We start from the raw sequence: 26,191 nt of genomic DNA, 5'->3' as shown, positions 1-26,191 counted from the left end.
GGTACGAGGCTGGACCTGCGTCAATCCCACCGTCGGCCCTGGCCCCGGTGGGGTCACATAGATGGCCCGGCAACTCTATAGCAAGCCCACCCTTCTCTGTAAGACGGTGCCTCTGTTCCTAGGGCCTCACCCCGGTGTGCGACGTTCCCGCCGCCGGAAGCCTGGCCACCGATCGCTGGGAACAGCGGCTCACCAGGGCAAGGCTCTGGCGGTAGAAGGATGCACCAGCAGAGAAGTAGGCATTTTCCGTAGAATTTCTACGCCATCTATGTGACCCCACCAGAGTAAGGGCTGAAAAGAGGAAGGCGCACCCTCCACCCAGTACCGAGGGGTGGATTCCACAAGGCGGGGGAAGGCCCCGCCTTTGGCGATTCTTTCCCCGATTTCTCATCGTTGAGAAATCGGGCCCAGCGGAGCGTCCCCACCAGGCTGGCAAGCCTGAACCAGCTTCCGGATAGGGACAGCACGCCATACCATACACACTAAAAAGCCCCAAGACCGTAGTCTCGGGGCTTTCCTTTGATGAAATTATGCCAGGCTGTGCTCTTCCAGCCACACCATGAGGGTGGGCTGCCCCCGGCGGATGCGGCGGGTGCGCACGTGGAACACCACCAGCGTCAGGGCGGTGAACACCACAAACCACACCCCCAGATACACCAGGCATCCCGTGATGTCCTGGCCTCCGGCAATGGCGCTGCGGAAGGCCCGCACGGTGTAGGTGAAGGGCACCCAGCCGTTGAGGGCGGGGACGAAGGAGCCGGACAGCTCCAGGGGATAGGTGCCCACCGAGCCCGCCAGCTGGAGCACCATGAAGATGAGCATGAAGAAGCTGCCCACCTTGCCCATCAGGCAGGTGAAGAAGTACATCACCGACATGAAGGTGAGGGCGGCCACCAGGGCCACCAGCACCGTGCGGCCCCAGTCCACGGGCTGGAACCCGTTGAACAGGTGGAGGCTGCCCAGCATCACCAGGGCCTCCGCAATGGCCACGGTGTACAGCACCGAGGCCTTGCTCCGCCACCAGGCAAAGCCGCTTTTCAGCTCGCCGCTGTACTGGGTCAGGGGATACATCAGGCTAAAGGCGATGCAGCCCACCCACAGGGCCACCGACATCATGTAGGGGGCCATGCCGTGGCCGTTGTTGGGCACCTGGGTGAGCTGGCTCTCCTGGGTGTCCACCGGGGCGGCCATCATGTCCGCCACCTCGTCTCCCGTGTTGGTGTCGGCAATCTCCTGAGCGCCCTCGGCCAGTTTGTCCTGGAGGGTGGCCGCTCCGTCCTCCAGGGCCTTTGCCCCGTCGGTGAGGGTCTGAGCCCCCTGGTGCAGCTGTCCGGCGGCGTCCTGAATCTGCACCGAGCCCTGGGTGAGGGCGTCCATGCCCTCCGTCAGCTGGGCCTTGTTGTCCATGAGCTGGCCAGCGCCGTCCACCAGGGTCTGGGTGCCCTGGTGGAGCTGGGCAGCGCCCTGGTACAGCTTGTCCACTCCCTGAGTGAGGGCGGGAAGCTGGCCCTGCATCTGGGTCACGCCCTGGGACAGCGTCTCACTGCCCTGGGCCAGGGTGTCGAGGCCCTGTTGCAGTTGGGCAGCGCCGGAGCGCAGGGGAGCGGTGCCCTGGTCTTTCAGCTGTCCGGCCCCCTGGGCGGCCTGAGCAATGCCCTGGGTGAGGGCGGGGGCCTGCTGGTTGAGCTGGCCCAGCCCCTGGGACAGCTGGTCCGCCCCCTGTTGCAGCTGGCCCACCAGGGCTTGCAGCTGCTCTCCACTCACTTGGCCGCTCTGGATGGCCAGAGACAGCCCCTGTAGCCCCTGCTCCAACTGCTTGGCTCCTTCGGCCAGGGCCTGGGCGTTCTGGGGTAGATCGGCGGTCTGGCTTTGCAGGGTCTGGAGGCCCGCCAGGAGGGCTCCCAGGCTCTCATCCACCTGGGCGGCACCCTGGGATAGGGTACCGCTGCTGGACGCCGCCTGACCGGCTCCCTGGGCCAAATTCTGGGCTCCTGCTTGCAGCTGCTCCACCCCTTGGGTCAGGGGCTGGGTGGCCTGTTGGAGCTGGCCCAGCCCGTCCTCCAGCTGCTTGGCGCCATCGTTGAGGGCTCCGCTGCCCTCTGCCACCTGGGTTACCCCCGCCAGATACTCGCCCAGGCCCTGGCTCAGCCGCTGGGAGCCGTCTACAAAGGTGAGGGAGCTCCCTGCCAGCTGCGCCAGATAGTCGGTGAGGGACTGGGCTCCCTGGGTGAGGGTGTTTGCCCCGTCTTTCAGCTCCCCGCTGCCGTCAGCGGCCTGGGTCATGCCGTCTCCCACCACGCCAATCTGCTCCAGCATGGTGGTGGCGTAGGTGCGGGTCACTTCCTCCCGCACCCCCAGCTCCATCTCCTTCATGGCGCTCTCACTGAGCTTGGAGGCGATGTAGTTGGTGCCGGGGTTGGTCTCGTACTTCAGCTCCATGGTCTGGGGGTGAGCCTCGGTGATGGAGGCGGCCCGCTGGGAGAAGTCCTCCGGGATGGTGATGACCATGTAGTAGGTGCCGTCCGCCAGCCCCTTCTGGGCCTCCTCCTGGCCCATGAAGTGGAAGTCCAGGGAGGCGTCCTCCTTCAGGTTGTCCACCAGGGACTGCCCAATGTCATAGGTCTCGTCCTCCACCGTCACCGGCTGGTCCAGATTTACCACCGCCACCGGCAAATGCTCCACATTCCCGTAGGGGTCCCACATGGAGCCCAAAAACAGGGTGGTGTAGATGGTGGGAATGGCGATAATGGCCACCATCACCACCAACAGCAGCGGATTGCGGAGCAAACGCTTCCATTCTTGTCGTTTCAACGTCAAACCCTTCCTTCCAGGTTTTGTAGACATAGTGTCTACTATACATCTCAGTATTGTGATTTTTTACAAGAGGCATTATACTGGAGGGGATGAGACAACACAACCGACAATTGGTCGGCGTTCTGTGGATTAATAGACAGAGTGACGACAGAATGTCCATTGTTCAAAAAAGATTTACAAGACAGGAGGGGCTTGGGATGGAGCGGAAACCAGACCGACGGGTGCGGCGCACCCGGGCCCAGCTGCGCCAGGGGTTGGCCCAGCTGATGGGGGAGAAGAGCGTCAACGAGGTGACGGTCACCGAACTGGTGGATTTGGTGGACATCAACCGCTCCACCTTCTACCTCCACTACCGGGACATTCCCCACATGCTGGAGTGTGTGGAGCAGGAGCTGTATGAGCAGATTCGCCACGCCATGGAGCAGACGCTGACCGGGCGGTTTGAGGGGGACACCCTGGCCTTTTTGGAGGATGTGTTCTCCATTCTCTTTGCCAACCGGGACATCTGTGCCGCCCTGCTGGGCCCCCGGGGGGACATTGGCTTTCTCCACCACATTGAGGAGATGCTCTCCCAGTACATTCTCACCCCCTTGCAGCGCACCCAGCCGGATGTGGCCTATCGCTACACCTTCTGCGTGGCGGGGGGTATGGGCCTCATCAAGGACTGGCTGTCCCGGGGCTGTCCCGAGTCCCCCCAGGACATGGCCCGGCGTACCAACGACCTCATCGCCGGGGTGACCCACCGATAAAAAAGACCCCCAGGAGCCCGCCAAATGGCGAGTTCCTGGGGGTTCATGGGTTTTAGTAGGACCGGGGTTCCACTTGCTGGAATTCTCCCGTCAACATGTTTTTCGTGCAGGAAAACAACATGGGAAGGCCGTATTCCATGGGTTTCTCATATAAAAGTTCTGTATCGGTCACCTTTGTATACTCATTTTGCATCTCTGCGTCAAAGCGGTGGAAAAACTCCGGGTTCCCCACAGTCCAGCCCACCTCCACATTGGACACTGGGTTCGGCACAGAAATACGGTAGTAGGGCCCGGTGCCCTCCAGCTCCGGGCAGTCGGGGAAGCGATACTGTTCCAGCTCCTTCTGGGTATACTGGTACACCACGTCGGTGTGTCCGTCGTGCACATACAGGCGGTACAGGGCCGCCCCGTCCCCATCTTCCGCTCCAGCCCAGAAGTACAGCACCGAGCGGTCGGCCAGAGGCAGGGGGTTCTGGATGCAGGCAGGCGCAGGCGTTCCATCATAGCGATAGGTATACGCCACAGTCAGAGGGTCGGAAATGCCCCGGTTCATGGTGGAAATGAGGCCGCTGTCATCCACAAAGAGGGTCTCCTGGTGGTTCCCTTTGTAGTCCATGCGGATGAGGGTCTTGCCATCTACGATGCCGTAGATCCACGCCGGGTCCACCGCCTTGACCTCCAAGTTGTCCGTGTCCCAGACCTTCCACAGCGCCTCCCCGGTTTTTTGGCTGTCCACCAGATACAGAGCGCCGTCCCGATACTCAAAGTCGCACTGGTCGTAAAACCACGCATAATCCAGGTCCTCAAAGTCATACTCCCGCTCCTGCTCAAAATACTCCTCGTAGGACACCGACGGCTGCTCCGGTACCTCCCAGGGCACCGTCTGGGGCAGCTGGCTCGGGGTGGGACTGGGCTCTCCCTCTGGGGCCCCAGGGGAGCCATGGGCCACCAGGAGGGGGGACAGCCGGTCATATACCTTCTGGTACAAGTCCTGGCCGTCCACAATGGAGCAGTGGGTGTCCCCAAATTGGGCGGATGTGTAGGCGGAATTGGTGCTCAGGTTTACCCGCATGGACCCCTCAGCCAGCCCCACCTGGATGCTGATGTACACCGAGTCCGGCTCCACGGTGTAGGCGTTCGGACGGGGAAAGAGGGTGTTTCGGATGGTGACCCCCTGGAAGAGGGCCACCAGATCGCTACTCAATTTCTGGGGAATATTCTCCTGGGAGATGTCACAGTGATAGGTCTCCCCGCCGTTCCAATAGTCGGCGCTGATGGAGCGCACCTGGAGGGTGTCGGCGGGGTCCACCATGGGTTTGGAGCGGAAGAACGCGGCGGCGGCCACGGCTACCAGGACCACCAACACCGTCACAATTCCCAGTGGCTTTTTCCACGTGTTTGCTGTGTGCTTCATTTCATACCCCTCCTTACTTGTGCAGCTCACAGGCGTTTGGATTGGAACCATTCTCTGGGGCAATGTGTTTTCCTTGATGCAGGACCAGATTAGACTGGGAAGTAGCTACCCCCCACAAACCAGATTTCGCCCTCTTTGATAAGGATAATGCTCTGGGTGATCGTTCCGTCATCCAGAGGAGAGGGCCAGAAATACACTGGCAAAGTTCTTCTTTTTCGTGTTGCTCACCGCACTTTCCAAGTCATAAATTGCCCCGTCATCAAGTTAAGAACTACTGATGTGATTTAGAAGGAAAAATCGAATCAATATACTATTCATTTTCATTGGCATTGTTTCCTACAGACATAATTCCACCGCTAATATTACCCACATATCCACACCCAAGACACCGGACGTTTGTTCCGGGAGTCTGAGCGTAGTGCCGCTGCAAAATATATCCAGAACACCCACCGTAGCTGCAAGGTACTTTGTGGTAAGAGGCAGAATATTTCTGCGCAGTCCCTGTGAATTTGTGGGCTACGCTCTTAGAAACATAATCATAGATTGCCCTGAACTGTGCAAATGTGTATGTATTCAGCATTACCTTGCAGTGTCCGTCCGCATTTCCTTCGTAGATTGTCACAGTAGAATTGGTACTACCAGCAGTCACAAACGCATGAACGGGTCCACTTACACCATCGCTTCTTCTCGAAACCCACATATATGCCCCATATCCCAACTCTGTGAACACCCGCTTGACATCTGCATCGGCATTGAACCTCCTCGTCGTGGCATTTGAATGTGCATTAGAGTCCGAATACCATGAGCCAGAGGCGGGATATAGATTAGAATATTTGTCAAAAGCATATTTGGCAAATCCAACACACTGAATAGAAGCCCGATAACTTTTACAGTTACACCCACCATAATAGTCACAGTTACTATGGGTCGTACATGCCATCCCGTTATTTGTGAAGTGCGAGCCGTGGCGGTACTCGGGCAAGGGGAACGAGACTGGGCCAGTTGCCGCAGCAGGGGTAGCCGCTCTGCTTACCGGCGCTTGAATTGCTATCTCCTCAGCAAACAGCTTTTGAAGGTCAACTGGCTCGTCCCCAACGTTTACGGTGTGCCGATATGTTTCTTCTTCATCGTTTGCCCACACAAAGCTGGTATTAGTTAGAGGAAATAGGAAAGTAATATTTTCACAGACCGCAATCTGTTCTGTTTCATTATTTTCCAGATCAAGCCGAATCACACGATTACCAACAGAGAATAACAATGTGCCATTGTCATACTCCATGTTGGCGACATTGCCCGCAGCATGATACAGCGTCGTTTGCACATTTCCCCAGTAGTTGGTCTGAATAATGGTTCCACCATCAACGACACAAAACATGGTATTTCCAGACAATCTAAAGTAATCCACCGGGGCGTTTAAGACCTTCCAAATCTCCATTGTTGTAAGATCTTGAACATACAAATAACCTGGAACACATGCGCTACAATCGCCAATCAGTTCTCTGGCCCACGCAAAGTCTTCATCTTCCGAATACACAAATGGATAGTAGCGCATTGCGGAGGAGTCTTCTAAAACAACCTCATCTGTATTTTGATGAGTGTTGATGGCATACGTGGTAGATGTTAAGCTTAACATCAGCGAGCACACACAGAACAATAGCATTAACATACCAACTTGTTTTTTAAGTTTACTACACATTTTTGCTCCTCCTTTTTCTTTTGGAATGTAGATCGGTCTGAGTTCTAAACAGCTGTTGCAGTGACTTAGGTTACATCGGGGGATTGCCGATTCCACACGCTCCAGACTCCGTCCTCTTTGGTGAGGAAAAAGTTCTGTGTTACCTTTCCCGAATTCATGAATGTCTTGGTGTTGTCATACTCCACATCATACTGGGCAGATACCACCATAAATCGGGTGAGCATATCCTCTTGCGTCCAGTCGGCAAACAGTTCCGACTCCCTGCAGAAATAGTGTTTCCACTGCCACGCCGTCTCAGAGGGAGATGGAGTGATTTCCCCGATGGTGAGGGAGATGGTATATTCCTGCTCCGCCTCTTGTTCCAGCTCATTTCTCACCGCAGCCACAGCGGCGTCCTGCTCCGCCTGGGAGTAGGCAAACCGCTCCTGACTGACCTGGTCCGGGTCGGTGAAGGACCATACCCGCTCTGGCAGCTGGGAAGGCGGGCCCTCTGGCTCTTCCGGCGGCGGGGTCATGGTGGGCGTTGGGGCTGGTGTGGCGCTGGGGGTGGCGGTAGGCTGCCTTGCCTCCTGCGGCGTTCCCATGCTACATGCGGCGCACAGTATCAAGACCAGTGCGCCCAGGAACATCCATCCAGACTTTTTCATCATGTTCCCTCCGTTTTTACGAAATCGAACCGTCCACCACATATCGTGCACTACCAGAAATTGCAACCGTTAGATACTGACTAGCAGGTAACTGACTATAGGAAGACAGAGATTGATAGGCTGAATTTGTGGAATCATTATTGGCTGCTATCTTAATATTGCTGATGCCCCGGGACCCGGCGGTTCCGGTGACAGAAGTGACAAACATTGCATGTGTCAAATTCGAAGAACTAGGGGCCCCGTTTTTAGCATGGAGAATTTCATCCCCCACCTTAGCATAACTTAAGCCGGTGCGTACGGTTCCAACTGGACCTACCCGTCTTCTAGAACTGGTTTCGATCAGCTTTGTAAATCCACCCACATTGTCCCAGGCCCAATCCCAAACTGGATTCTGGCCTTTGTCTTTGTAATGACTTGAGGACTGATTACAACACCAGACGTTGGGGGCATCTTTCCCCACCAAACTTGTTGGAACTGCAGGCCAATCCGTAGCCCGATTTGGAAGGTTTGCTTCTGAATTTAGGCCTGCCCAAATACATTGCGAGGCAAAATTTTGACAGTTGCTAGAATTGTATCCGAAAATAGGGTTTGCTGTTTGGCCGTTTCGGGCGGAATACCACTGTTTTGCATAGTTCACGGCTTTTGTTGGGTTATATGTATAGAAGATCCACTTCATCGGCTGATCTGCCAAAGATTCAGGCTCCTCTTCATTTAGAATTTGAGAACGGCTCCCATCCGTCTGGCTTTGCAGAATTTGCACAGTCTCCCTCACATCTAGGGCGGCAAAGGCAGCATAATCAAAATCCTCTGTCTCCCAGGGGTCGTTGGTAACTACCTGCGCAATACACCAGTTGTCGTTCTCTTTTTCCAACGTAAATGTGTACTCACGCATACGATAGTTAAAATCATCATCGAAACCTTCATCTACGTAGTAGCTGTACTCTTCCACCACACTGGCAGTTGCTGTGTTTTCAAAAATCTCAGCTGAGAAATTGGAAAACTTAATGTCATCTGCATAGATTTCCGCACCATTTGCCTGTTGGAGTGCATGCAGCAGTTCATACTCGGACAAACGATACTGAATCGTTGAATCACTTGCTCCTTCCGTGGAAATCAGCTCTGTGCAATGATACGCTTGATTACGGACAGACGCTCTGGCCATTGTAAGAAACGTTTTACAGGTTAGCTCGATTTTGGATGACTCATTTAAAAGCGGATTAGAGCTTGCCTCTTCAACATTTCTGATGTAGGTGGTAGGAGAAGCGTGGATTGTTTCACCAGATACAGTTTTAAGATAATTCTGTGTTTGAAGTGCGCTGGCATGACCTGCCATTGCAGGAGTAAGGGACAGTGATGTTACTAGGCAACCTGTTAATACCAGGGGATAGAGTTTCCTCATTTCGATTGCTCCTTTCTGATGAAGTGAAGATAATGATACTGCCTTCTTGAAACCATTATGGAAGGCCAAACAAAATGGCCCCGTTTAGATTAAGTCAAAACCAAAGGACTTCCCTCCCTCATTATTGTAATTTTCACTTTTGTTATATATACGTCTACATACCTCTGAAAGGTGACAGCAAAATAGAAACTGGACCAGAAAAATTTTTGGTTCAGTTTCAAAATAGATGAGATTTATTTAGGCGCTTGTATGGTCTGAGTTCTTACCAATCTTGTATCATAATCGCTGGCACTACCTGCACATAGAGTAACCTTTGCATAGTAGGACATGCCGGGTGTTCCTTTGTATGTATAAGTCACAATGTGAGCTATACTGCTTTTTGGTGCGATCAAACCGTTGGATATCGTTCCCTGTATGGTGGTCACGTGGCTTCCATCGGATTGAAAAATTTGAATTTCCTTCACCCCAATTCGAGGAACTGCCCAATTAGCTCTAATATCGCATTGGATATAAACCTGGCCACGATAATCGCCCTGTTGAGCAGAAACAGAATATCTATCGACATAATAACTAGCACGAGTCTGAGCGTATGCCTGCGTCCCTGTAATACAAATTAGTACAACGGTCACGAGGAACGCAAGCCCCAACTTCCAATGCTTCACACTACATACCTCCCTCAGTGGATTCATATATTTTCATTGCTGTTTCCTGCGTGATGTCGCCAGATATGGAGCAAATGATATTCCGATGCTGGTATACCGATTTCTTATACCCACAATTTTCGTAAAAGTAGACGGTCTCCCCATTGGCCAGATGCCTTTCCTGGACGGGGGTATCGTCCTTCTCAAAGATCATATACTGCATTTGCTCCAGGCCCTCATAGACATCGACAGATAGATAGAAGGTGGGCAAGTTCTCACCGCTAAACGTGATGATGGCAGTAGACCGGTCGCTCAACTCGTGGGTCTGAATTTCTTCCACGGCATACCCCTCTGGAATCCAGCGGGGCAGATACTCATTCATCTCCAACTCCTCTTGTCCATTCATCCAGCTGGAGGAGGGACCTTCGCCCTGGTAGCTGAAGTGGAAGGTCTCGTCCGACCACCGGACGATCACACCCCACAGGTCCAAGCCAGCGGCTTGCGCTGCCAGCAGGGTGGCAAACAGAATGGAGATGACAGCAGCCACCAGGCCCAAGCGGCGCATGACCCGCAGCCGGGGTCTGCGGCGGGGAGCCTCAGCGGGCGGCACAGCCTCGCTCTCCTCCCAAGCATAGAGGGAAGCAGGGTCATCACAGGGAAGATAGAGCGCCCGACATTGGGCCAGCTTCTCCCGGGCCGTCTCCTCCCCCTGGGGGTCGTCCCCCTTCCTGCGCTCCAGTACGTCCAGAATATACAGAATCGTCTCGGGGTCCAGGGCATCCTCCTGGGGGCAGTCCAGGTCCGCCCGGAGCAGCTCCTCCAGCTGCGCTGTGGTCATGGTGTCAAAGCAATGGTAATCTGGATTCCATGTTTTTTGGGAATCGCCCATTGTCATGACCCCCTTTCATTCATAGTACGTTCGGATGGGACGGAATGGTGACACCTTCCGTCCATTTCTTCAAAATATTTTTTCAGCCGTTTTCGGGCCCGCTCCAGCCGCTTTTTACAGGCGGCAATGGTAATGCCCCGCCTCTGAGCCAGCTCCTTTACCGTCCGTTGCTCCAAGGCGAACTCCTTGAGCAACTGGTAGTCGGGATATTCCCGCAGGTCGCCGTATTCCACATCCAGCCCGTGCTCATCCCGGGCCACCGCTTCCACCTGCGGGGCAGCGGAGAGCTGGACCACTAAGTTGGCCATCCGGGCCCGGGTTCTCCGAATGTTGAGGATTTCCCCCTTGAGGGTGTTCACGATCCACCCCCGCACATTGGGGGAGGAGGCTGCCTGGTCATACTTGGCCCAGAAAATGCGGAAGGTGTCCTGCACTGCCTCCTCCGCCAGGTCCAGGTTTCCCTCCAGGCCTCGTGCGGCGTAGCTCAGAAGTTTATGGTAAAGCTCCAAATAGAGGGCTTCAAAGTGCGCCTCTCGCTCCACGTCTCCATCACCAACTTTCCTCTTTGTCGTTTCCTTTCCAATCAGCATATCACAATCTGGGTGTTATGTCACGGGTCCAGAAATATCAAAGGTGGAAGCAGTCACCGACTGCTTCCACCTTTTATGCGTCAATATGGAGTTGTTGTTTACTCGCCCAGCACAGCGGCGCAGCGAGCGCACAGCTCGGCATGGCCGTGATCGGTGCCGATGCTGGTGTCGTGGTTCCAGCAGCGGGGGCACTTCTCGCCAGCGGCCAGAGAGACGGCCACGGTGAGGCCCTCGAACTCCTCGCCCTGGTAGCCCTGGCCTTCGCCCTGGGCCACGGTGACCTGGGAGACGATGCACAGGGTGGCCAGATCGGCCTCGGAGAGGTTCATGGCCTGGAACTGCTCCCAAGCGGAGGCGGTGAAGGTGAGGGACAGAGCGGCGTCGGTGCTCTTCTTGATGCCCTGCTCGCTTCTCGCGATCTCCAGAGCCTTGTTCACGTCGTCCCGCAGGGCGATGATGCGGTTCCACTTCTCGTCCTCGGCCTCGGTCATGGCGTAGGCGGGATTGACGGCGGGAATGTCGTTAAAGAGCACGCACTCGGTGTCGTCGGTAGAGGCGTGGGGCATGGCGGCCCAAATCTCCTGGCTGGTGAAGGCCAGGATGGGGGCCAGCAGCCGGGTCATACCGTCCACAATGATGTAGAGGGCGGTCTGAGCGGAGCGGCGGCCCGCCTCATCGCCACAGTACAGGCGGTCCTTGATGATATCCAGGTAGAAGTTGGACATCTCCACCACGCAGAAGTTGTAGATGGCGCGGTAGGCGGCGTGGAACTCGTAGCGCTCATAGGCCCCGCGGCAGGCGGCCACCAGGTTGTTGAACTGGTGCACGGCCCAGCGGTCCAGCTCCATCATGTCGGCCACGGCCACAGGGGCGTTGGGGTCGAAGCCGGCCAGGTTGCCCAGCATGTAGCGGGCGGTGTTGCGGATCTTCAGGTAGGCCTGGCTGAGCTGCTTCAAAATCTCGGGGGAGATGCGCATGTCCTGGGTGTAGTCGGCGGAGGCCACCCACAGGCGCAGCATGTCAGCGCCGTAGTCCTTGATGACCTCGTCGGGGGACACGGCATTGCCCAAGGACTTGTGCATGGCCTTACCCTCGCCGTCCACGGTCCAGCCGTGGGTGATGATCTGCTTGTAGGGGGCCACGCCCTTGGCGGCGATGGAGGTGAGCATGGAGGACTGGAACCAGCCACGGTACTGGTCGCCGCCCTCCAGGTACACGTCGGCGGGGAAGGTCAGCTCGGGACGCTCGTCCAGCACGGCGGCGTGGGTGGAGCCGGAGTCGAACCACACGTCCATGATGTCGGACTCCTTGGAGAAGTGGACGCCACCGCAGTGGGGGCACTTCAGGCCCAGACCCTCCACCAGCTCGTCGGCGGTCTTTTCAAACCAGACATTCGACCCGTGCTCCCGGAACAGCTCGGAGACACGCTGGATGGTCTCGGGGGTGACAAGGTCGGCCCCGCACTGGTCGCAGTAGAAGATGGGGATGGGCACGCCCCACTTGCGCTGACGGGAGATGCACCAGTCGTTGCGCTCGCTGATCATGGAGGTCATGCGGTCCTTGCCCCAGGAGGGGTGCCAGGAGATGTTGTCGCAGCTCTTCACAGCGGTGTCCTTGATGGCATCCACGGAGCAGAACCACTGCTCGGTGGCACGGTAGATGATGGGGTTCTTGCAGCGCCAGCAGTGGGGGTAGGAGTGGACGATGTTCTCCTTGGCCAGCAGGAAGCCCTCGGCCTCCAGGTCGGCCACCACCAGGTCGTTGCCCTTGGCGTAGAACTGGCCGTTGTACCGCTCGTCGGTCATGACACCCTTGGCGTTGACGGGAACGGGGGTACCGATGTGGGTCTTGCCCGCGTCGTCGTAGGCCTTGCAGATGTTAAAGTCATCGGCGCCGAAGCCGGGGGCGGTGTGCACGCAGCCGGTACCGGCATCCAGGGTCACGTGGTCGCCGCAGAGGATGACGCTCTCCCGGTCGAACAGGGGGTGCTTGGCACGCATCAGCTCGAAGTCGCTGCCCTTGAAGGTGGCCAGCACGGTGCAGGCGGCCTGGTCCAGGCCAGCGGCCTTGCACACGGACTCCACCAGGCCCTCGGCCAGGATATACACCTCACCGTTGGGGGCCTGCAGCAGCACATAGTCGAAGACCGGGTTGACGGAAATGGCGTAGTTGCCGGGGATGGTCCAGGGGGTGGTGGTCCAGATGACGAAGTAGGTCTTGCTGAGGTCGGTGACCGAGGCCAGCTTGCCCTGGTCGTCCTTTACGGGGAACTTCACGAAGATGGTGGTGCAGGGGTCGTCGGCGTACTCGATCTCCGCCTCAGCCAGAGCGGTCTGGTCGTGGGGGCACCAGTACACGGGCTTCATGCCCTTGTAGATGTAGCCCTTCTCGGCCATCTTGCCGAAGATCTCCACCTGCTTGGCCTCAAACTCGGGCTTGAGGGTGAGGTAGGGGTTCTCCCAGTCGCCGATGACGCCCAGGCGCTGGAACTCGCTGCGCTGGATGTCCACGAAGTTCAAAGCGAAGTCCCGGCACTTGTCCCGGAACTCGGAGTCGGTGAGCTCGTCCCGCTTGATCTTCTTGTCCTTCAAGATGGCGGACTCGATGGGCAGGCCGTGGGTGTCCCAGCCGGGGACGTAGGGGGCCTGGAAGCCAGTCATGTTCTTGTAGCGGATGATGATATCCTTGAGAATCTTGTTCAGGGCGGTGCCGATGTGGATGTGGCCGTTGGCGTAGGGAGGGCCGTCGTGGAGGACAAACTTGGGCTTGCCCTCGTTCTTCTTCATCAGCTTGTGATAGGTCTCCACCTCCCACTTGCCGTTGAGCAGCTCGGGTTCCCGCTTGGGCAGGCCCGCCCGCATGGGGAAGTCGGTCTGGGGGAGGTGTACGGTCTTGTTGTAATCCATGGTGGGATTCCTCCTGTGTCATAATAGAATTTCATTTTAAACGATGTCAAAAGCCTCGCAGAGTTTGCGCCTCTCAGGCGCAAAAAATTGAAATCATTTTCTCCCGGGACATGCGCACGGGAGAAAATACTTCTCGCCCTGCAAGTGTGAATTCGGCCGCGATGTTTGCGGACGAACTTTGCGCGCAGCAGGGTGTAAATCACCGTTGGAAAAGGCTTTTGCCTTTTTCAACGAATAAAAAACACCTTTGTCCCTCTGAAATGAGAGACAAAGGTGTGAATAACCTCTGCGGTACCACTCTCGTTGCCTGTGCCTTCACGCACAGACCCCTCGACGGGTCCCAATAACGGAGACCAACCCGGCAAAGCCTACTGGGGCAAACACTTGCCCGTTGGGTTTGCAGCTCCCAGGTGATATTCCCCAAGGCCCGCCCTGCCGCTCTTCCACCCAAGTGAGCGGCTCTCTGGTGGGGGACAGATGGGTACTCGTCCTGTTCCACGCATTTAACCTCTATATCTTATCCAGTTGGCGGGGGTTTGTCAACTGTTTTTGTGGTGTGGTGGTATACAAAATCCTCCTTGTTTTTTCGGAAAAACCACCCTAAAATGGAGACAGAGAACTTCAACCAGGCTGTAGCCTGGTTTGCGCACCGTAAGAAAGGAGAGACCCCATGTTCTACCATGCCTCCCAGACCCCAGGCATTGACGTGCTTCAACTCCGGGTGTCCAACCACCACGTCCCCCTCATTTACTTCTCCAAAAAGCGGGAGAATGTGCTGGTGTACCTGAGCAACGCCATCGAAAAATATTGCCGGGAGACAGGCTTTGAACACCACGGCCCCTGGCAGAAGTGGGGCCCTTATGGCTTTGACCAGCAGGGCAGGCTGCAATTCCAGGAGTACTACCCCAATGCCCTGGTGGACACCTACCAGGAGGTATCCGGGTACATCTACGGGGTGGAGACGCTGGAGCCCTGCGACTTCCCCCTGGAGATTCCAGATGCCGCCGTGTCCGACGTCCCCGTCCCGGTGGCGACCTGCGAATTTGTCCCCGATGCCCTGGAGGCCATTTTGCAGGCGGAGCGGGAGGGGCTCATCTCCATTTTGCGCTATGAGCAGCTCTCCCCGGAATTTCAGGACTGGAACCGCCGGACCATCCGGGAGGAGTACGAAAACGCCCAGGACCACCCGGAATACCGCCATTTTCTAGAGGGGAAATTTCATCTCAAGGAGAATGATAATTTTTAATGTATACTGCGTCATCCCTTGGTGTCAATCTAAAAAAACCGTTGTTTTTTAAATTGACAATGGGTATAATGTATTTGAGATGAAACAGGCAGGTGATTTTGATGTCATACAAGCAGCTGCGGAAAATCAAATACCAGGGGGATGAGGCCTATCAAAGGGCTTACGAGTCCAGATTCTGTTCTGAGGACTGCATTAAACTGGATTTTTTTGTGGGCAAGAACCAGGCCTTTTTCCTGTTTAATGCGGATGTGTCACGTTTAGCCCTAAAAATTTGCCGCTTGGACAAAAAAATCTATCAGCTGGCACACCAGCTGCCCCGGATTGCCAGCAAACAGTATGCAAGAAAGTGTCTCATTGACGAAATCGTCCTGACCAACGGCATTGAGGGTGTGCATAGCAGCCGGAAAGAGATCGGGGAGGCCCTCCAGGAATTGGCCCAACAATCTGCGGAAAAAAAGAAGTCCCCCCGGTTTCTGAGTTTGGTGGGAAAATACAACAAGCTGATGACCAAAGAACAGATCCCCATGAAAACCTGCGAAGACATTCGAGCCATTTATGATGAACTTTTGTTGGATGAAATTATGGCGGAGGACCCCAATCATCGGCCCGACGGCGTGTTATTTCGCAAAGAAGCGACGCATATTTATGACGGTAACCGAGTCCTTCACTCTGGTCTGTACCCAGAAACCAAAATCATACAGGCGTTGCAGCAAGCCCTGTACTTTTTGAATGACGATCATGTGGAGCCGTTGCTGCGTATCAGCTTGTTCCACTATCTGCTGGAATATATTCACCCCTTTTATGACGGAAATGGTCGGTTGGGACGATTTATTCTCAGTTATTGCATTTCTCAGAATCTGGAGCCGTTGCTGGCCTACCGGATTTCCACGACCATTAAGGACAACCTTACCCAATACTACAAGGCGTTTGAGGACTGCAATGACCCTGCCAACCGGGGAGATTTGACCCCCTTCCTTCTTATGCAGTTGAATATGATCTTGAAGGCCTGTCAAAGCCTGGAGCAGTCTTTGACCGAAAAGCTGGAGCGCTTTGAATATTATACAGAACATCTGCGCCATGTGCTCCCTGCCACAGAGACTGATTTTGAATTTTTCCAGATTGCCAGTCTCCTCATTCAGGCATCCCTGTTCAGTGAGGATGGCATAGCCAAAACATATTTATTGGAGCACTTTAGCAACTATATTTTGAATAAAAAGCTGTCACTCATCCCGAAGCCTCTCTTGTGTGTCAAAAAGAAGCATAAATTCAACTTCTATCAGTTTAACTTATCTGTGCTAGATGAGATGATTTCGAACTCTGCCCAAACATAACAAGCGGAGAACTTGCAACCTCTTTCGGCAAGTTCTCCGCTTTTTTCTTATCTTCTGGCCTCGTAGGCAAACCAGCCCTTGCGCTCCAGCTTGCGGGTGATCCGCCAGCCGTTTTGCTCCAGGGCCTGGGCCACTTCCTCCGCCCGGGAGTCAATGATGCCCGAGCACAGGAACACCCCGTCGGGGGTCAAAAACCGATGGGCCACGGCGGACAGGGGGATGATGACATCCGCCACGATGTTGGCCAGCACCACCTGGTTTTGCCCCGGGCGCAGCTGGTCGCCGAACTTCTGGTCGGCCAGGACATTGCCCGCCAGCACGGTGAGGCGGTCCTTGCCGATGCCGTTCATGGCGGCGTTTTCATAGGCCACATCCACCGCCTTGGGGTCAATGTCCACCCCCACGGCGTGCTCCGCCCCCAGTCCCAGGGCAGCAATGGCCAGAATGCCGGAGCCGCAGCCCAGGTCCAGCAGCTTCTCGCCGCCGTGGATGTGCTGCTCCATCAGCTCCAGGCACAGCTGGGTGGTGGGGTGGGAGCCGGTTCCAAAGGTGAGCCCCGGATTCAGGTACAGGGGCACCCGGCCGTCGGGGATGGGCTGGCCCTTCATCCACTCGGGGACGATGTACACCCGCTCACCCACCGGGATGGGCTGATAATACTTCTGCCAGGAGGTGGCCCAGTCCTCCTCCCGCAGGGAGACGGTCTGGGGCTCGTACTGCTCCAGGCCCCGGAGGGCGGCTCTCATCTGGGCCTCGCCCTCTTCATTGTCAGGGACATAGAACTTTACCCGGCTGGCCCCCTTCATGTGGCGGGCCAAATCCTCGTCTACATAGTCCCAGTATTGGCGGTTTTGCTCCAAAAACTTGAGGAATTCTCCCTCTTCCTCCACCACCAGCCCGGTCATGCCGTTATTGGTGAGGGTGTCGCACACCCGGTCCATGTCTTGGGCGGGGACGGGGAGGGTCACTTCCAACCAGCGCTCGCTCATCCTGCGTTCTCTCCTTTGCTGCGTAGTTCCCGCAAGGTCACGTCATAGGCCTCCTGCTGGTGGGGGAGCACCGGCAGGGTCTGGGGCACCTCTGCCCCGGCACAGGTCAGCACCCGCCGCAGCACCTCGTGGGCCAGGGCGGGATTCTTCACCAGCACCGGGCCGGTGAGATGGGTGGCCATCAGATTGCCCCGGATGTACCCCTCGGGGCCCCGCTGACAGTCGTTGCCGAAGCCCATCTCCAGGCTCTCAAAGAGGGGGGTGGACACCCCGGCGGTGAGAGAGCACTTGTTTAGAAAGCCCACCACCGGAGAATGTCCCGGCGGGGTGTTGGCAATCACATCGTGGGGGGTGCGCTGGCGGGTCTCAATGGTGGTGAAGTCCGCCAGACCCAACCCCTGCCACACCTTGCCCTGAGTGTCGGTGATGGACTGGCCCAGGATTTCCATGGCGTTTCCGGTGAACAGCACCACCGCCCCTCGGTTCAGGGCCCCTTTCAGGTCCTCCACCTGGGGACGCAGCCCCTCCAGAGCAAACTTCTGGGCCTGCTCGGTGCCGCAGCCCATGTAGATGAGGTGGGCGTGGGAGAGGTCGGGGTTCTCCCCGGCCACCACTTCCACCTCATGACCCAGAGCCTCCGCCATGCGCTGGAGCACCACCAGATTGGCGTACTCCCCATACAGGCTCATGCGCTGGGGACACAGATGCACAAATTGCAGTTTCATGTCTCTCACCCCTTACTTTTCCTCAATCTCCACCCGGTCCAACACCTTGTCCCGGTCGGAGAAGCAGGTGACCACGTACACATCCTCGCTGCCGCTGCCCTCCAGGTATTCCACCGCCTGGGGGATGCTGGCCTCCAGCACCACCTTGTCCTGGGGCACGGCGGAGCAGGCAAAGCGCAGGGCCAGGTCGTTGACGTAGCGGCCGGAGAGCACCACCCGCTGCACGTGAGGGGCGGCGAGCATGTCGAAGTCAATGTCCCACAGCCAGCTGGTCTCTCCGGTGAAATATTTTCGGGAGATGGCGTCCACCACCACCAGCACGGAACAGGGGGTCTTGGTGTCCCGGATGTACCGCAGGTTGGTATCGTAGGCCACGGAATTCTCGTGCTTGCTGGTCAGCAGGGTGCCGTGGTGCTGGCCCAGGGTAAAGCGCACCATGCGCCCGTTTTTCAGGATGTAGTTGTTGATAACCCCGGCGGCGGTGGCCTTGTCCACCCCGATCATGCGGCAGGCGGACCAGGCGGCCAGGATGTTGTACACGTTGTAGATGGAGCGGAAGGCCAGCTGAATGGGGGTGTCCCCGTCCAGCACCAGCTGTCCCGCCTCCAGGTCCAGGCTGGTCACGGCAAAGTCGGGGTGGGGCCGATGGTGGTCACACTGGGTGCAGCGATAGTGGCCAATATGGTTGTAGTGGTACAGCTCGTACTCCATGGGCGCGCCGCACAGCGGGCAGAAGGCCCCGTCGTGGTACATGCCGTGGTGCTCTTTTGTGGCCCCGGGCCATGCCTCCAGCCCAAACCACTTCACCGGGTTGCCCTGGTGGGCAAAGCAGGCCACCAGGGGGTCGTCGGCGTTGAGCACCAGAGTGGTGGAGGGGTGAATGGCGGGGAGAATGGCGTCATACACCCACTGGGGGTGTCCGTTGCGGGTGAGCTGATCCCGGTAGAGGTTGGTGATGACGAAGTGGGTGGGGTGGAACCAGTGGAAGGTGTGGCGGGCGTACCGCTCGTCGCTCTCTAAGAGGAGCACGTCTCCCCGCACCCGGCCCCCCAGGTCGCACTGGGACAGGATGAGGGTGGTGACACCCTCGATTTGATTGGAGCCCTCGGCGTTGTACACCACGTTTTTCCCGGCGGCCTTCAAAATGGCGGCGATCATCTCCACGGTGGAGGTCTTGCCGTTGGAGCCGGTGACGGCGATGACGTAGGGGGGCAGCTTCACCCGGCTCAGCACGTCGGGGCACACCTTCAAGGCGAACTGTCCGGGCAGGGAGGAGCCCCGGCCCAGCAGTTTGCCCACCAGGCGCATGAATTTACACAGAATGATGGCTAAAAATCGTCTCATGGTACCAGCCTCTTTTCTCAGTTTGACGGGTTATGGCCCCGGTCCAGCCAGATCATCAAAGCCGCCAGGTCTGCCGGGCTCACCCCGCTGATGCGCCCTGCCTGGCCCAGGTTCAAGGGCTGAATGTCGCTCAGCTTCTGCCGGGCCTCCAGCCGCAGGCCCTGGATGGCGTTGTAGTCGGTATTGGGGGGAATGGCCCGGCGCTCCAGCTTGGCCATCTCCGCCACCTGCCGTTTTTGCCGCTCAATGTACCCCTGGTACTTCACCGAGATTTCCACTTGCTGTGCCACTTCTGTGGAAATCTCCGGGCGGTCCGGGTCGAAGGGGGTGAGATCGGTGTACGTCACCCGTGGACGGCGCAGCAGGTCCGCCAGCCGTGCCCCGTGGGGACATGGCGGCTCGCCCCGGGCGGCCAGCATTTCGTCCAGCTGGGGGGAGGGGGCGGCTCCGGTGTGCTCCAGCCGCTTGGCCTCCCGCTCTACGGCGGCGTATTTCGCCTCCACCGCCCGCATCCGCTCCTCACTCACCAGCCCCACCCGGTATCCCAGGTGGCACAGCCGCTGGTCGGCGTTGTCCTGGCGGTGGATGAGGCGGTACTCGGTGCGGGAGGTCATCATGCGGTAGGGCTCGTCGGTGCCCTTGGTGACCAGATCGTCGATCAAGACCCCGATGTACCCGTCTCCCCGGGAGAGGATGAGGGGCGGCTCGCCTTTCAGCTTCAACGCGGCGTTGATGCCCGCAATCAAGCCCTGGGCGGCGGCCTCCTCGTAGCCGGAGGAGCCGTTGAACTGCCCGGCCCCATAGAGGCCCGGCACCCCCTTAAACTCCAGGGTGGGCAGCAGCTGAGTGGGGTCTACGCAGTCATACTCGATGGCGTAGGCGGGGCGGGTCATCTCCGCCTCTTCCAGCCCCGGGATGGTGTGGAGCATCTGGACCTGCACCTCCTCGGGCAGGGAGGAGGAAAAGCCCTGGATGTACAGCTCCTCGGTGTTCAGGCCCATGGGCTCAATGAACAGCTGGTGGCGGGGTTTGTCGGGGAACCGCTCCACTTTGGTCTCAATGGAGGGGCAATACCGGGGACCCACCCCCTCGATGGTGCCGTCGTACAGGGGGGATTGGTCCCAGTTGGCCCGAATGATGGCGTGGGTGTGCTCGTTGGTGTAGGTGAGGTAGCACACCGCCTGATTTTGGGGCGGCTCCTGGGTGGAAAAGGAGAAGGGCACCACCTCTTGGTCCCCCTCTTGCAGCTCCATGGGGGAGAAGTCCACGCTGCGGCGGTGGACTCTGGGGGGCGTGCCCGTCTTAAAGCGGCGCAGCCGCAGACCCAGCCGCTCCAGGCAGGCGGACAGGGACTGGGCGGCAGCCATGCCGTCGGGGCCGGAGTCCCGCACCACAGGGCCCACAATGGTGCGGCCCTTCAAGTAGGTGCCGCTGGCGATGATGGCGGCTTTCACCTGGTAGGTGGCCCCGGTCTCGGTGACCACGGCGGACACCGCCCCCGCCTGGTCGGTGAGAATGTCCACAATTTCACCCTGTTTTACCCACAGGTTGGGCTGGAGCTCCAGGGTGTGCTTGCACACCTCCTGGTACCGTCTGCGGTCTGCCTGGGCCCGCAGGGACCACACGGCGGGGCCTTTGCCCCGGTTGAGCATCCGGTACTGGATGCAGGCGGCGTCGGCGGCTTTGGCCATCTCGCCGCCCAGGGCGTCAATTTCCCGCACCAGGTGGCCCTTGCCCGTGCCGCCGATGGCGGGGTTACAGGGCATGTTGCCCACGGCATCCAGGTTGATGGTGAAGCACAGGGTGCGCAGACCCAGCCGGGAGGCGGCCAAGGCCGCCTCGATACCGGCGTGGCCCGCCCCGATGACGGCAATGTCAAATTGTCCTGCTTGATAGGCCATGAAAACAAGTCCTTTTTTCTCTGAATCCAGCGAAAATGCTGGTTTATGGCGGTTATATGGAGGCTATTCTTCTATCGCCTCTCGGGTTCCGGCTTGCCAGCCTGGCGGGGACGCTGCCCGCTGGGGGTTCCTTTTGTTCGGGCAAAAGGAACCAAAACCCGCTTAGGGCGTTCCCCCCTAAGTACCCCCCTGGGGTACCAGGCTGGAACTGCGTCAAGGCTATGTTCGGCCCGTCACCCTAGCTGTGGCCCCTGTTTGTGCCACCACACCAGGCCCCCTTGGGCAGCTGGCCCTATGGCGTGGCGGTTTCCACCTCCGGGCCTACCTTGGTCAAGCGGCGTTCCCGCCGACGGGAGCCAGCCCCCCGGCAACTGGGAACAGTTGCATACCAGGGGAAGGCCCTGGAGGTAGAAGTGGTATTTCCCGTAGAAGCTGGTACTTGCAAAAGAATTACCATGCCGTCTATGTGACCCCACCAAGCCAAGGGCCGGAAAGAGGAGGATGCACACCCCTACCAGTACCGCGGGGTGGATTCCACAAGGCGGGGGAAGGCCCCGCCTTTGGCGATTCTTTCCCCGATTTCTCATCGGGGAGAAATCGGGCCCAGCGGAGCGTCCCTGCCAAGGACGCAGGTATGCGCCTGAAATGTGGCAGAAGGTCAGGCCCTCTCCCGAAGGGCCAGGGGTGTGGCGCTTATTGGGCCACTAGCTCCAATACCGAAATTTCCGGCCGATTGAACATCCGAAATCCCGGAATGGGGGTGGTGTTGTTGCCCAGCCCCCGGGTGGCGTACAGGGTGCTCTCCCCCAGGGTGTACACCCCGGCGGTCCAGGTGGGGAAGAGATCTCCCCCCGAGCCAAACACCCCGTCGGTGAAGGGCAGGCGCACCAGCCCGCCGTGGGCGTGGCCGGACAGCACCAGGGCGTAGCCACAGGCGGCGTATCGGTCAAAGTAGTTGTTGCGGTGGGCCAGGAGCAGGGTGCACAGGCCCGGATGGTCCTGCCCAATCTCCTCGTACAGCTCCTGGGGCGTCTTCTGGTCGGCGTAGCCGTTGGCGTCGTCCACCCCGGCCAGCACCACCTGGTCCCCATTCCGCTCCAGCACCACGTACTGGTTGGACAGCACCGTCACCCCGTTTTCGGCTAACAGCTCCTTGGTCTGGCGGATGTCTCCCACCGCCCACTCGTGGTTTCCGGTGACGAAGTAGGTGGGGGCGATGGCGGACAGGCCCCGGGCCAGGGCGGGGAGCATACCCCGCTGGCTGGCCTGGTCGATGATGTCCCCGGTGAGGGCGATGAGCTCCGGGCTCTGGGCGGCAATCTGCTCCAGCAGGTCCTGGTGTCCCTCCCCGTACTGGTGGCCGTGGAGGTCGGACAGGTGCACCACCCGCATCCCCTCAAAGCCCTGGGGCAGGCCGGAGACAGGCACCTGGGTGTGGGTCACCTCCAGCCCCCAGAACTGCCAGTTGAGGAAGGCGGCGCCGCCTAAAATACACGCCGTGACCCCCAGGGCAGCCCCTAGGGTACGCAGTGGTTTTTTAATCTTCATCGTGGAGGTAGTAGGGCCGCATCAGGCTGCGGTGCTCGGTGGAGTCCTTCTGGCGGTTGGAGCGAGGCGCGGCCTCAATGGGGCGGGGCCGATCATTGCCCCGGGAGCGGCGGCGCTTGCCGGACAGAGAGGGGGGCAGGATGGAGGGTTTCTCCCCCTTGTTCTTCTTGCCGCCCTTGCCCTCCTGGGCTTTGGGAGGCTGGGGCTCCTTCTTGAGCTTTTCCTGCTTGGGCTGCTCCTTCCGGGGCTTCTCCTGTTTGGGTTTCTCCGGCTTGGCAGGCTGCTCCTTCCGGCCCTTGCGCTCCCGCTGCGGCTTCTCGCTGCGGGGCGGCTGGACGGGACGGCGGGGGGCCAGCAGCCGGGCAGTGGCGTCCATAATCACGTCCGAATCCAGGGGATTGGGCTTGTAGAAGTCGGTCTCGGGCATGGCGGGCTGCTGGGGCAGGGTGTCGGACAGCTTGCCCTGACGCACGCCACGCTTGTGATGGTGGGGCTCCTCGGGAATGGGAGCGGGAGCGGGGGCAGGCTGAGGGGCCTTTTCCCGGCGAGGCTTCTCCTTCCGAGGCTTTTCCTGCTTGGGCTTGTCGGCCTTGGCGGGCTTCTCCGGCTTGGGAGGCTGCTCTTGCTTGGCGGCCTTCTCTGCCTTCTGGGCCTGGGCCTCCTCCTGCCGCTGACGGCGGCGGTCCCGGGCGGCCTGACGGGCCTCGGCATCCTCGGCGTTGATGATGCGGCCGTTCTTATCCCGCTTGGGGGCCTCCAGATTCACCATGGGGAAGGGGTGGTCCTCCACCACGGGGATGGAGCGGCCCAGCAGCTTCTCAATGGCCTTCAGCTCGGCCTTCTCGTCAAACTGACAGAAGGAGATGGCGGTGCCGGAGTGGCCGGCCCGGCCGGTGCGGCCGATGCGGTGGACGTAGGTCTCGGGCACATCGGGGAGGTTGTAGTTGAACACCCAGGACAGCTCGTCGATGTCAATGCCCCGGGCGGCGATGTCGGTGGCCACCAGCACCCGTACCCGCCCCGCCTTGAAGTCGTTGAGGGCCTGGACCCGGGCGGTCTGGCTCTTGTTGCCGTGGATGGCGGCGGCGGTGATGCCCTGGGCGTTGAGGTCCCGGGCGATGCGGTTGGCCCCGTGCTTGGTGCGGGAGAACACCAGAGCGGCGGGAATGTCCCACTTCTGAATTAAGTGGCACAGCAGCTTGGTCTTGTTGTTCTTGTCCACGTAGAACAGCTTTTGGCCGATGACCTCCACCGGGGAGGACACCGGGTCCACAGCTACCCGGGCATAGTCGTGGAGCAGGGCGTTGACCAGCTCCATGACCTCGGGGGGCATGGTGGCGGAGAAGAAGAGGGTCTGCTTCTTCTTGGGCAGCAGCTTCAACACCCGGCGCACGTCGTGGATAAAGCCCATGTCCAGCATCCGGTCGGCTTCATCCAGGACGAACATCTCAATGTGGCTCAGGTCCAGCAGGCCCTGGCCGTGGAGGTCTAAGAGGCGGCCGGGGGTGGCCACCAGGATGTCCAGACCCTTTTTGATTTTATCCACCTGGGGCTGCTGGCCCACGCCGCCGAAGATGACGGCGCTCTTCAGAGGCAGGTGCTTGCCGTAGGCCACCAGGGAGTCCTGAATCTGGATGGCCAGCTCCCGGGTGGGGGTGAGGATCAGGGCCCGGATGACCCGGGGGTTAGGGACCTTCTTGGACAGACGCTGCAAAATGGGGGCGGAAAAGGCGCAGGTCTTGCCGGTGCCCGTCTGGGCGCAGCCCAGCACGTCCCTTCCGGCCAGGGCGGGGGGAATGGCCCCTTGCTGGATGGGAGTGGGGGCGGTGTACTCCTGCTCTGCCAGGGCCTTCAAGATGGGGTCAATGAGACCCAGTTGTTTGAAATTCATGTGATCGTTCCTTTACTTGTATTGCGTCAAAGCCTGTTGCACGGATACGACCGTCTCCGCCAGGCTCTGGTTGTGCACGGGGACGGTGAGATGGGCGCAAGCTTCATAGAGCGGGGTACGGTAGGCGTAGACGTCGGCCAAAGTCTGGCCGGGCTGGAGGGCAATGCCCCGGGTGGCCATGTTGTGGATGCGCCCTTCCACTTCCTCCAGCGTCAGCTGCAAATAGACCACGGTACCCAAACTGCGCATGTGTTCGATGGCCCGCTCCCGGCAGATGCAGCTGCCGCCGGGGGCGATGACGGTGTGGGAACAGTGCACCGAGGCGATGGCGTCCGCCTCCGCGTCCAGAAACCACTCCACACCCTTTTCATCCAACAGCTCTTGCAGCAGTGCCCCCTGCTGCTGAAGGAGCAAATCCACGTCCAGAAAGTCGTAGCCCAGGGTCTTGGCCAGGACCACGCCCACGCTGCTCTTTCCCGAACCGGGCATTCCAATTAAGATGATGTTGTCCATCTGCCTCACATCCCATACGCAGGCCCATCTCCCCGTGGGAGGATGGGCGATATTTGCCCATGATAAGACAGACTATTATATCAGATGATAGGCCGAAAAGGCAAGAGGGAGGGGGGCCTGCTCCCGGCTTTGCGTCCCTTCCTGTGGTGTGCTGTGGTAGGGGCCGTGGCTTGCCCGGCCCGTTGGCTCCCTGGCATTGCTCTGGAGGATTCGGGAGGGGCAAGTCCCTCCCCTACGGCCGAAAAACCAGGGAAAGTGGAACTGTTTAAAGCCTTTTCAGCGTACGGCACCCCGCCTTGCCTCTCCCTTTGGGAGAGGTGGCACAGCGCCAGCTGTGACGGAGAGGGCTACAAGGAGTGGCGATGTTTGAGGCCTTTCCGGGCAAATAGCAGCACCCCTGGAGCAGGATTTGCTCCAGGGGTGCGGTCTGGTTTTCGTTACGCTTTGCGCTTATTGGCAGCCAGGGTCAGCAGGGAAACGGCGGCCAGCATCATGACGCTTAGATAAGCCATGAGCGGGGCGTGGTCCCCGGTGGGGGGTACTGGCTCACTACCGGAGGACTCCACCACATTGGCCAGCACATAGGTGCTGAAATGGGTGAGGTTGGCGGTGACGGTGCGGGCGTCCGGGTCCACGGTGATCTCCACTTCCTGATACTTGCCGTCCTCCGACATATAGAACAGCTTGAGGTGGTCGGCGGTCAGGTTCTGGGGGATACCAAAGGTGACGGACAGAGCGCCGTCGGGCTGGACGGCCTTGCCGTCCCGGGTGGCGGTAAACTCGAAGATGGCGGTATGGTCCATCTTGTCCACCACCTGAGCCAGGGCCTTGGTGACGCTGTCGTAAATGGCGCCCTGGGTGATGTTTTCCACGGTGACGGTGGTGCCGGAGGCAAACACCTTCCCGGCGTTGTTCAGCACCAGGTCTACGCCGCCCACGGTGGCCTCGGCCTTGTCCC

20 protein-coding genes and 1 other annotated feature are annotated in these 26,191 nt (G+C 58.8%); of the genes, 3 read left to right on the top strand and 17 right to left on the bottom strand.

What is annotated here, in order from left to right:
* Positions 1-528 precede the first annotated feature (528 nt).
* On the bottom strand, positions 529-2,811 hold the full coding sequence (locus tag E0L15_RS06030; protein ID WP_168124918.1) for a YhgE/Pip domain-containing protein: 2,283 nt from the start codon (positions 2,809-2,811) through the stop codon (positions 529-531).
* A gap of 200 nt (positions 2,812-3,011) precedes the next feature.
* On the opposite strand from E0L15_RS06030, the gene E0L15_RS06025 reads away from it, so the two are divergent.
* The gene (locus tag E0L15_RS06025) at positions 3,012-3,563 is read left to right on the top strand and encodes a TetR/AcrR family transcriptional regulator (RefSeq protein ID WP_168124917.1); all 552 of its coding nucleotides are present in this window, start codon (positions 3,012-3,014) and stop codon (positions 3,561-3,563) included.
* A gap of 52 nt (positions 3,564-3,615) precedes the next feature.
* On the opposite strand, the gene E0L15_RS06020 is transcribed toward E0L15_RS06025, so the two are convergent.
* The 8 genes from E0L15_RS06020 to ileS form a co-directional block, all read right to left on the bottom strand.
* Positions 3,616-4,977, bottom strand: coding sequence for a hypothetical protein (locus E0L15_RS06020; protein ID WP_168124916.1), 1,362 nt, complete (start codon positions 4,975-4,977; stop codon positions 3,616-3,618).
* Between the two features lie 310 nt (positions 4,978-5,287).
* Entirely contained in the window at positions 5,288-6,673 is a 1,386-nt protein-coding gene (locus E0L15_RS06015; RefSeq protein ID WP_168124915.1) for a hypothetical protein, read from the bottom strand.
* 65 nt (positions 6,674-6,738) lie between these two features.
* Positions 6,739-7,320, bottom strand: a complete 582-nt coding sequence (locus E0L15_RS06010) for a hypothetical protein (RefSeq protein WP_168124914.1) — start codon at positions 7,318-7,320, stop codon at positions 6,739-6,741.
* A 16-nt stretch (positions 7,321-7,336) separates the two neighbouring features.
* Complete coding sequence (locus E0L15_RS06005; RefSeq protein WP_168124913.1) at positions 7,337-8,719, bottom strand: amidase domain-containing protein; 1,383 nt, start codon at positions 8,717-8,719, stop codon at positions 7,337-7,339.
* Between the two features lie 233 nt (positions 8,720-8,952).
* On the bottom strand, positions 8,953-9,381 hold the full coding sequence (locus E0L15_RS06000; protein ID WP_168124912.1) for a hypothetical protein: 429 nt from the start codon (positions 9,379-9,381) through the stop codon (positions 8,953-8,955).
* Between the two features lies 1 nt (position 9,382).
* Entirely contained in the window at positions 9,383-10,249 is an 867-nt protein-coding gene (locus E0L15_RS05995; protein WP_168124911.1) for a DUF4367 domain-containing protein, read from the bottom strand.
* A gap of 2 nt (positions 10,250-10,251) precedes the next feature.
* Positions 10,252-10,791 (bottom strand): sigma-70 family RNA polymerase sigma factor, encoded by a 540-nt coding sequence (locus E0L15_RS05990; RefSeq protein ID WP_168124910.1) that lies wholly within the window; start codon positions 10,789-10,791, stop codon positions 10,252-10,254.
* Positions 10,792-10,937: 146 nt separating this feature from the next.
* Entirely contained in the window at positions 10,938-13,745 is a 2,808-nt protein-coding gene (gene ileS, locus E0L15_RS05985; RefSeq protein ID WP_168124909.1) for an isoleucine--tRNA ligase, read from the bottom strand.
* A 260-nt stretch (positions 13,746-14,005) separates the two neighbouring features.
* Positions 14,006-14,252, bottom strand: a binding site (T-box leader).
* Between the two features lie 163 nt (positions 14,253-14,415).
* Between ileS and E0L15_RS05980 the strand changes: the two genes are divergently transcribed.
* Both E0L15_RS05980 and E0L15_RS05975 read left to right on the top strand, forming a co-directional pair.
* Positions 14,416-14,991, top strand: coding sequence for a hypothetical protein (locus E0L15_RS05980; protein ID WP_168124908.1), 576 nt, complete (start codon positions 14,416-14,418; stop codon positions 14,989-14,991).
* A gap of 101 nt (positions 14,992-15,092) precedes the next feature.
* Positions 15,093-16,322, top strand: coding sequence for a Fic family protein (locus E0L15_RS05975; RefSeq protein WP_168124907.1), 1,230 nt, complete (start codon positions 15,093-15,095; stop codon positions 16,320-16,322).
* Positions 16,323-16,369: 47 nt separating this feature from the next.
* Here E0L15_RS05975 and prmA read toward each other — a convergent pair whose 3' ends face one another.
* From prmA to E0L15_RS05935, 8 genes are all read right to left on the bottom strand, one after another.
* Entirely contained in the window at positions 16,370-17,311 is a 942-nt protein-coding gene (prmA, locus tag E0L15_RS05970) for a 50S ribosomal protein L11 methyltransferase (RefSeq protein WP_087372301.1), read from the bottom strand.
* Positions 17,308-18,036, bottom strand: coding sequence for a hypothetical protein (locus E0L15_RS05965; protein ID WP_168124906.1), 729 nt, complete (start codon positions 18,034-18,036; stop codon positions 17,308-17,310). The genes prmA and E0L15_RS05965 overlap by 4 nt, the downstream gene beginning before the upstream one ends.
* A 12-nt stretch (positions 18,037-18,048) precedes the next feature.
* Positions 18,049-19,380, bottom strand: coding sequence for a Mur ligase family protein (locus E0L15_RS05960; protein ID WP_168124905.1), 1,332 nt, complete (start codon positions 19,378-19,380; stop codon positions 18,049-18,051).
* 17 nt (positions 19,381-19,397) lie between these two features.
* On the bottom strand, positions 19,398-21,281 hold the full coding sequence (gene mnmG, locus E0L15_RS05955; RefSeq protein ID WP_168124904.1) for a tRNA uridine-5-carboxymethylaminomethyl(34) synthesis enzyme MnmG: 1,884 nt from the start codon (positions 21,279-21,281) through the stop codon (positions 19,398-19,400).
* A 693-nt stretch (positions 21,282-21,974) separates the two neighbouring features.
* Complete coding sequence (locus tag E0L15_RS05950) at positions 21,975-22,829, bottom strand: metallophosphoesterase (RefSeq protein WP_168124903.1); 855 nt, start codon at positions 22,827-22,829, stop codon at positions 21,975-21,977.
* Positions 22,819-24,720 (bottom strand): DEAD/DEAH box helicase, encoded by a 1,902-nt coding sequence (locus tag E0L15_RS05945; protein WP_168124902.1) that lies wholly within the window; start codon positions 24,718-24,720, stop codon positions 22,819-22,821. Before E0L15_RS05945 ends, E0L15_RS05950 begins: the two co-directional genes overlap by 11 nt.
* A gap of 12 nt (positions 24,721-24,732) precedes the next feature.
* Positions 24,733-25,233: a shikimate kinase gene (locus E0L15_RS05940; RefSeq protein ID WP_168124901.1), complete on the bottom strand. Its 501-nt coding sequence runs from the start codon at positions 25,231-25,233 to the stop codon at positions 24,733-24,735.
* A gap of 437 nt (positions 25,234-25,670) precedes the next feature.
* Positions 25,671-26,191 (bottom strand): hypothetical protein (locus tag E0L15_RS05935; RefSeq protein ID WP_168124900.1); only part of this gene is annotated, 521 nt, incomplete at its 5' end.

Origin of the sequence: Pseudoflavonifractor sp. SW1122 (assembly GCF_012027765.1) — a bacterium.
Taxonomy (GTDB): Bacteria; Bacillota; Clostridia; order Oscillospirales; family Oscillospiraceae; genus Enterenecus; species Enterenecus faecium.
The sequence above is the reverse complement of the archived record's forward strand: the minus strand, read 5'-3'. Positions and strand labels throughout refer to the sequence as shown.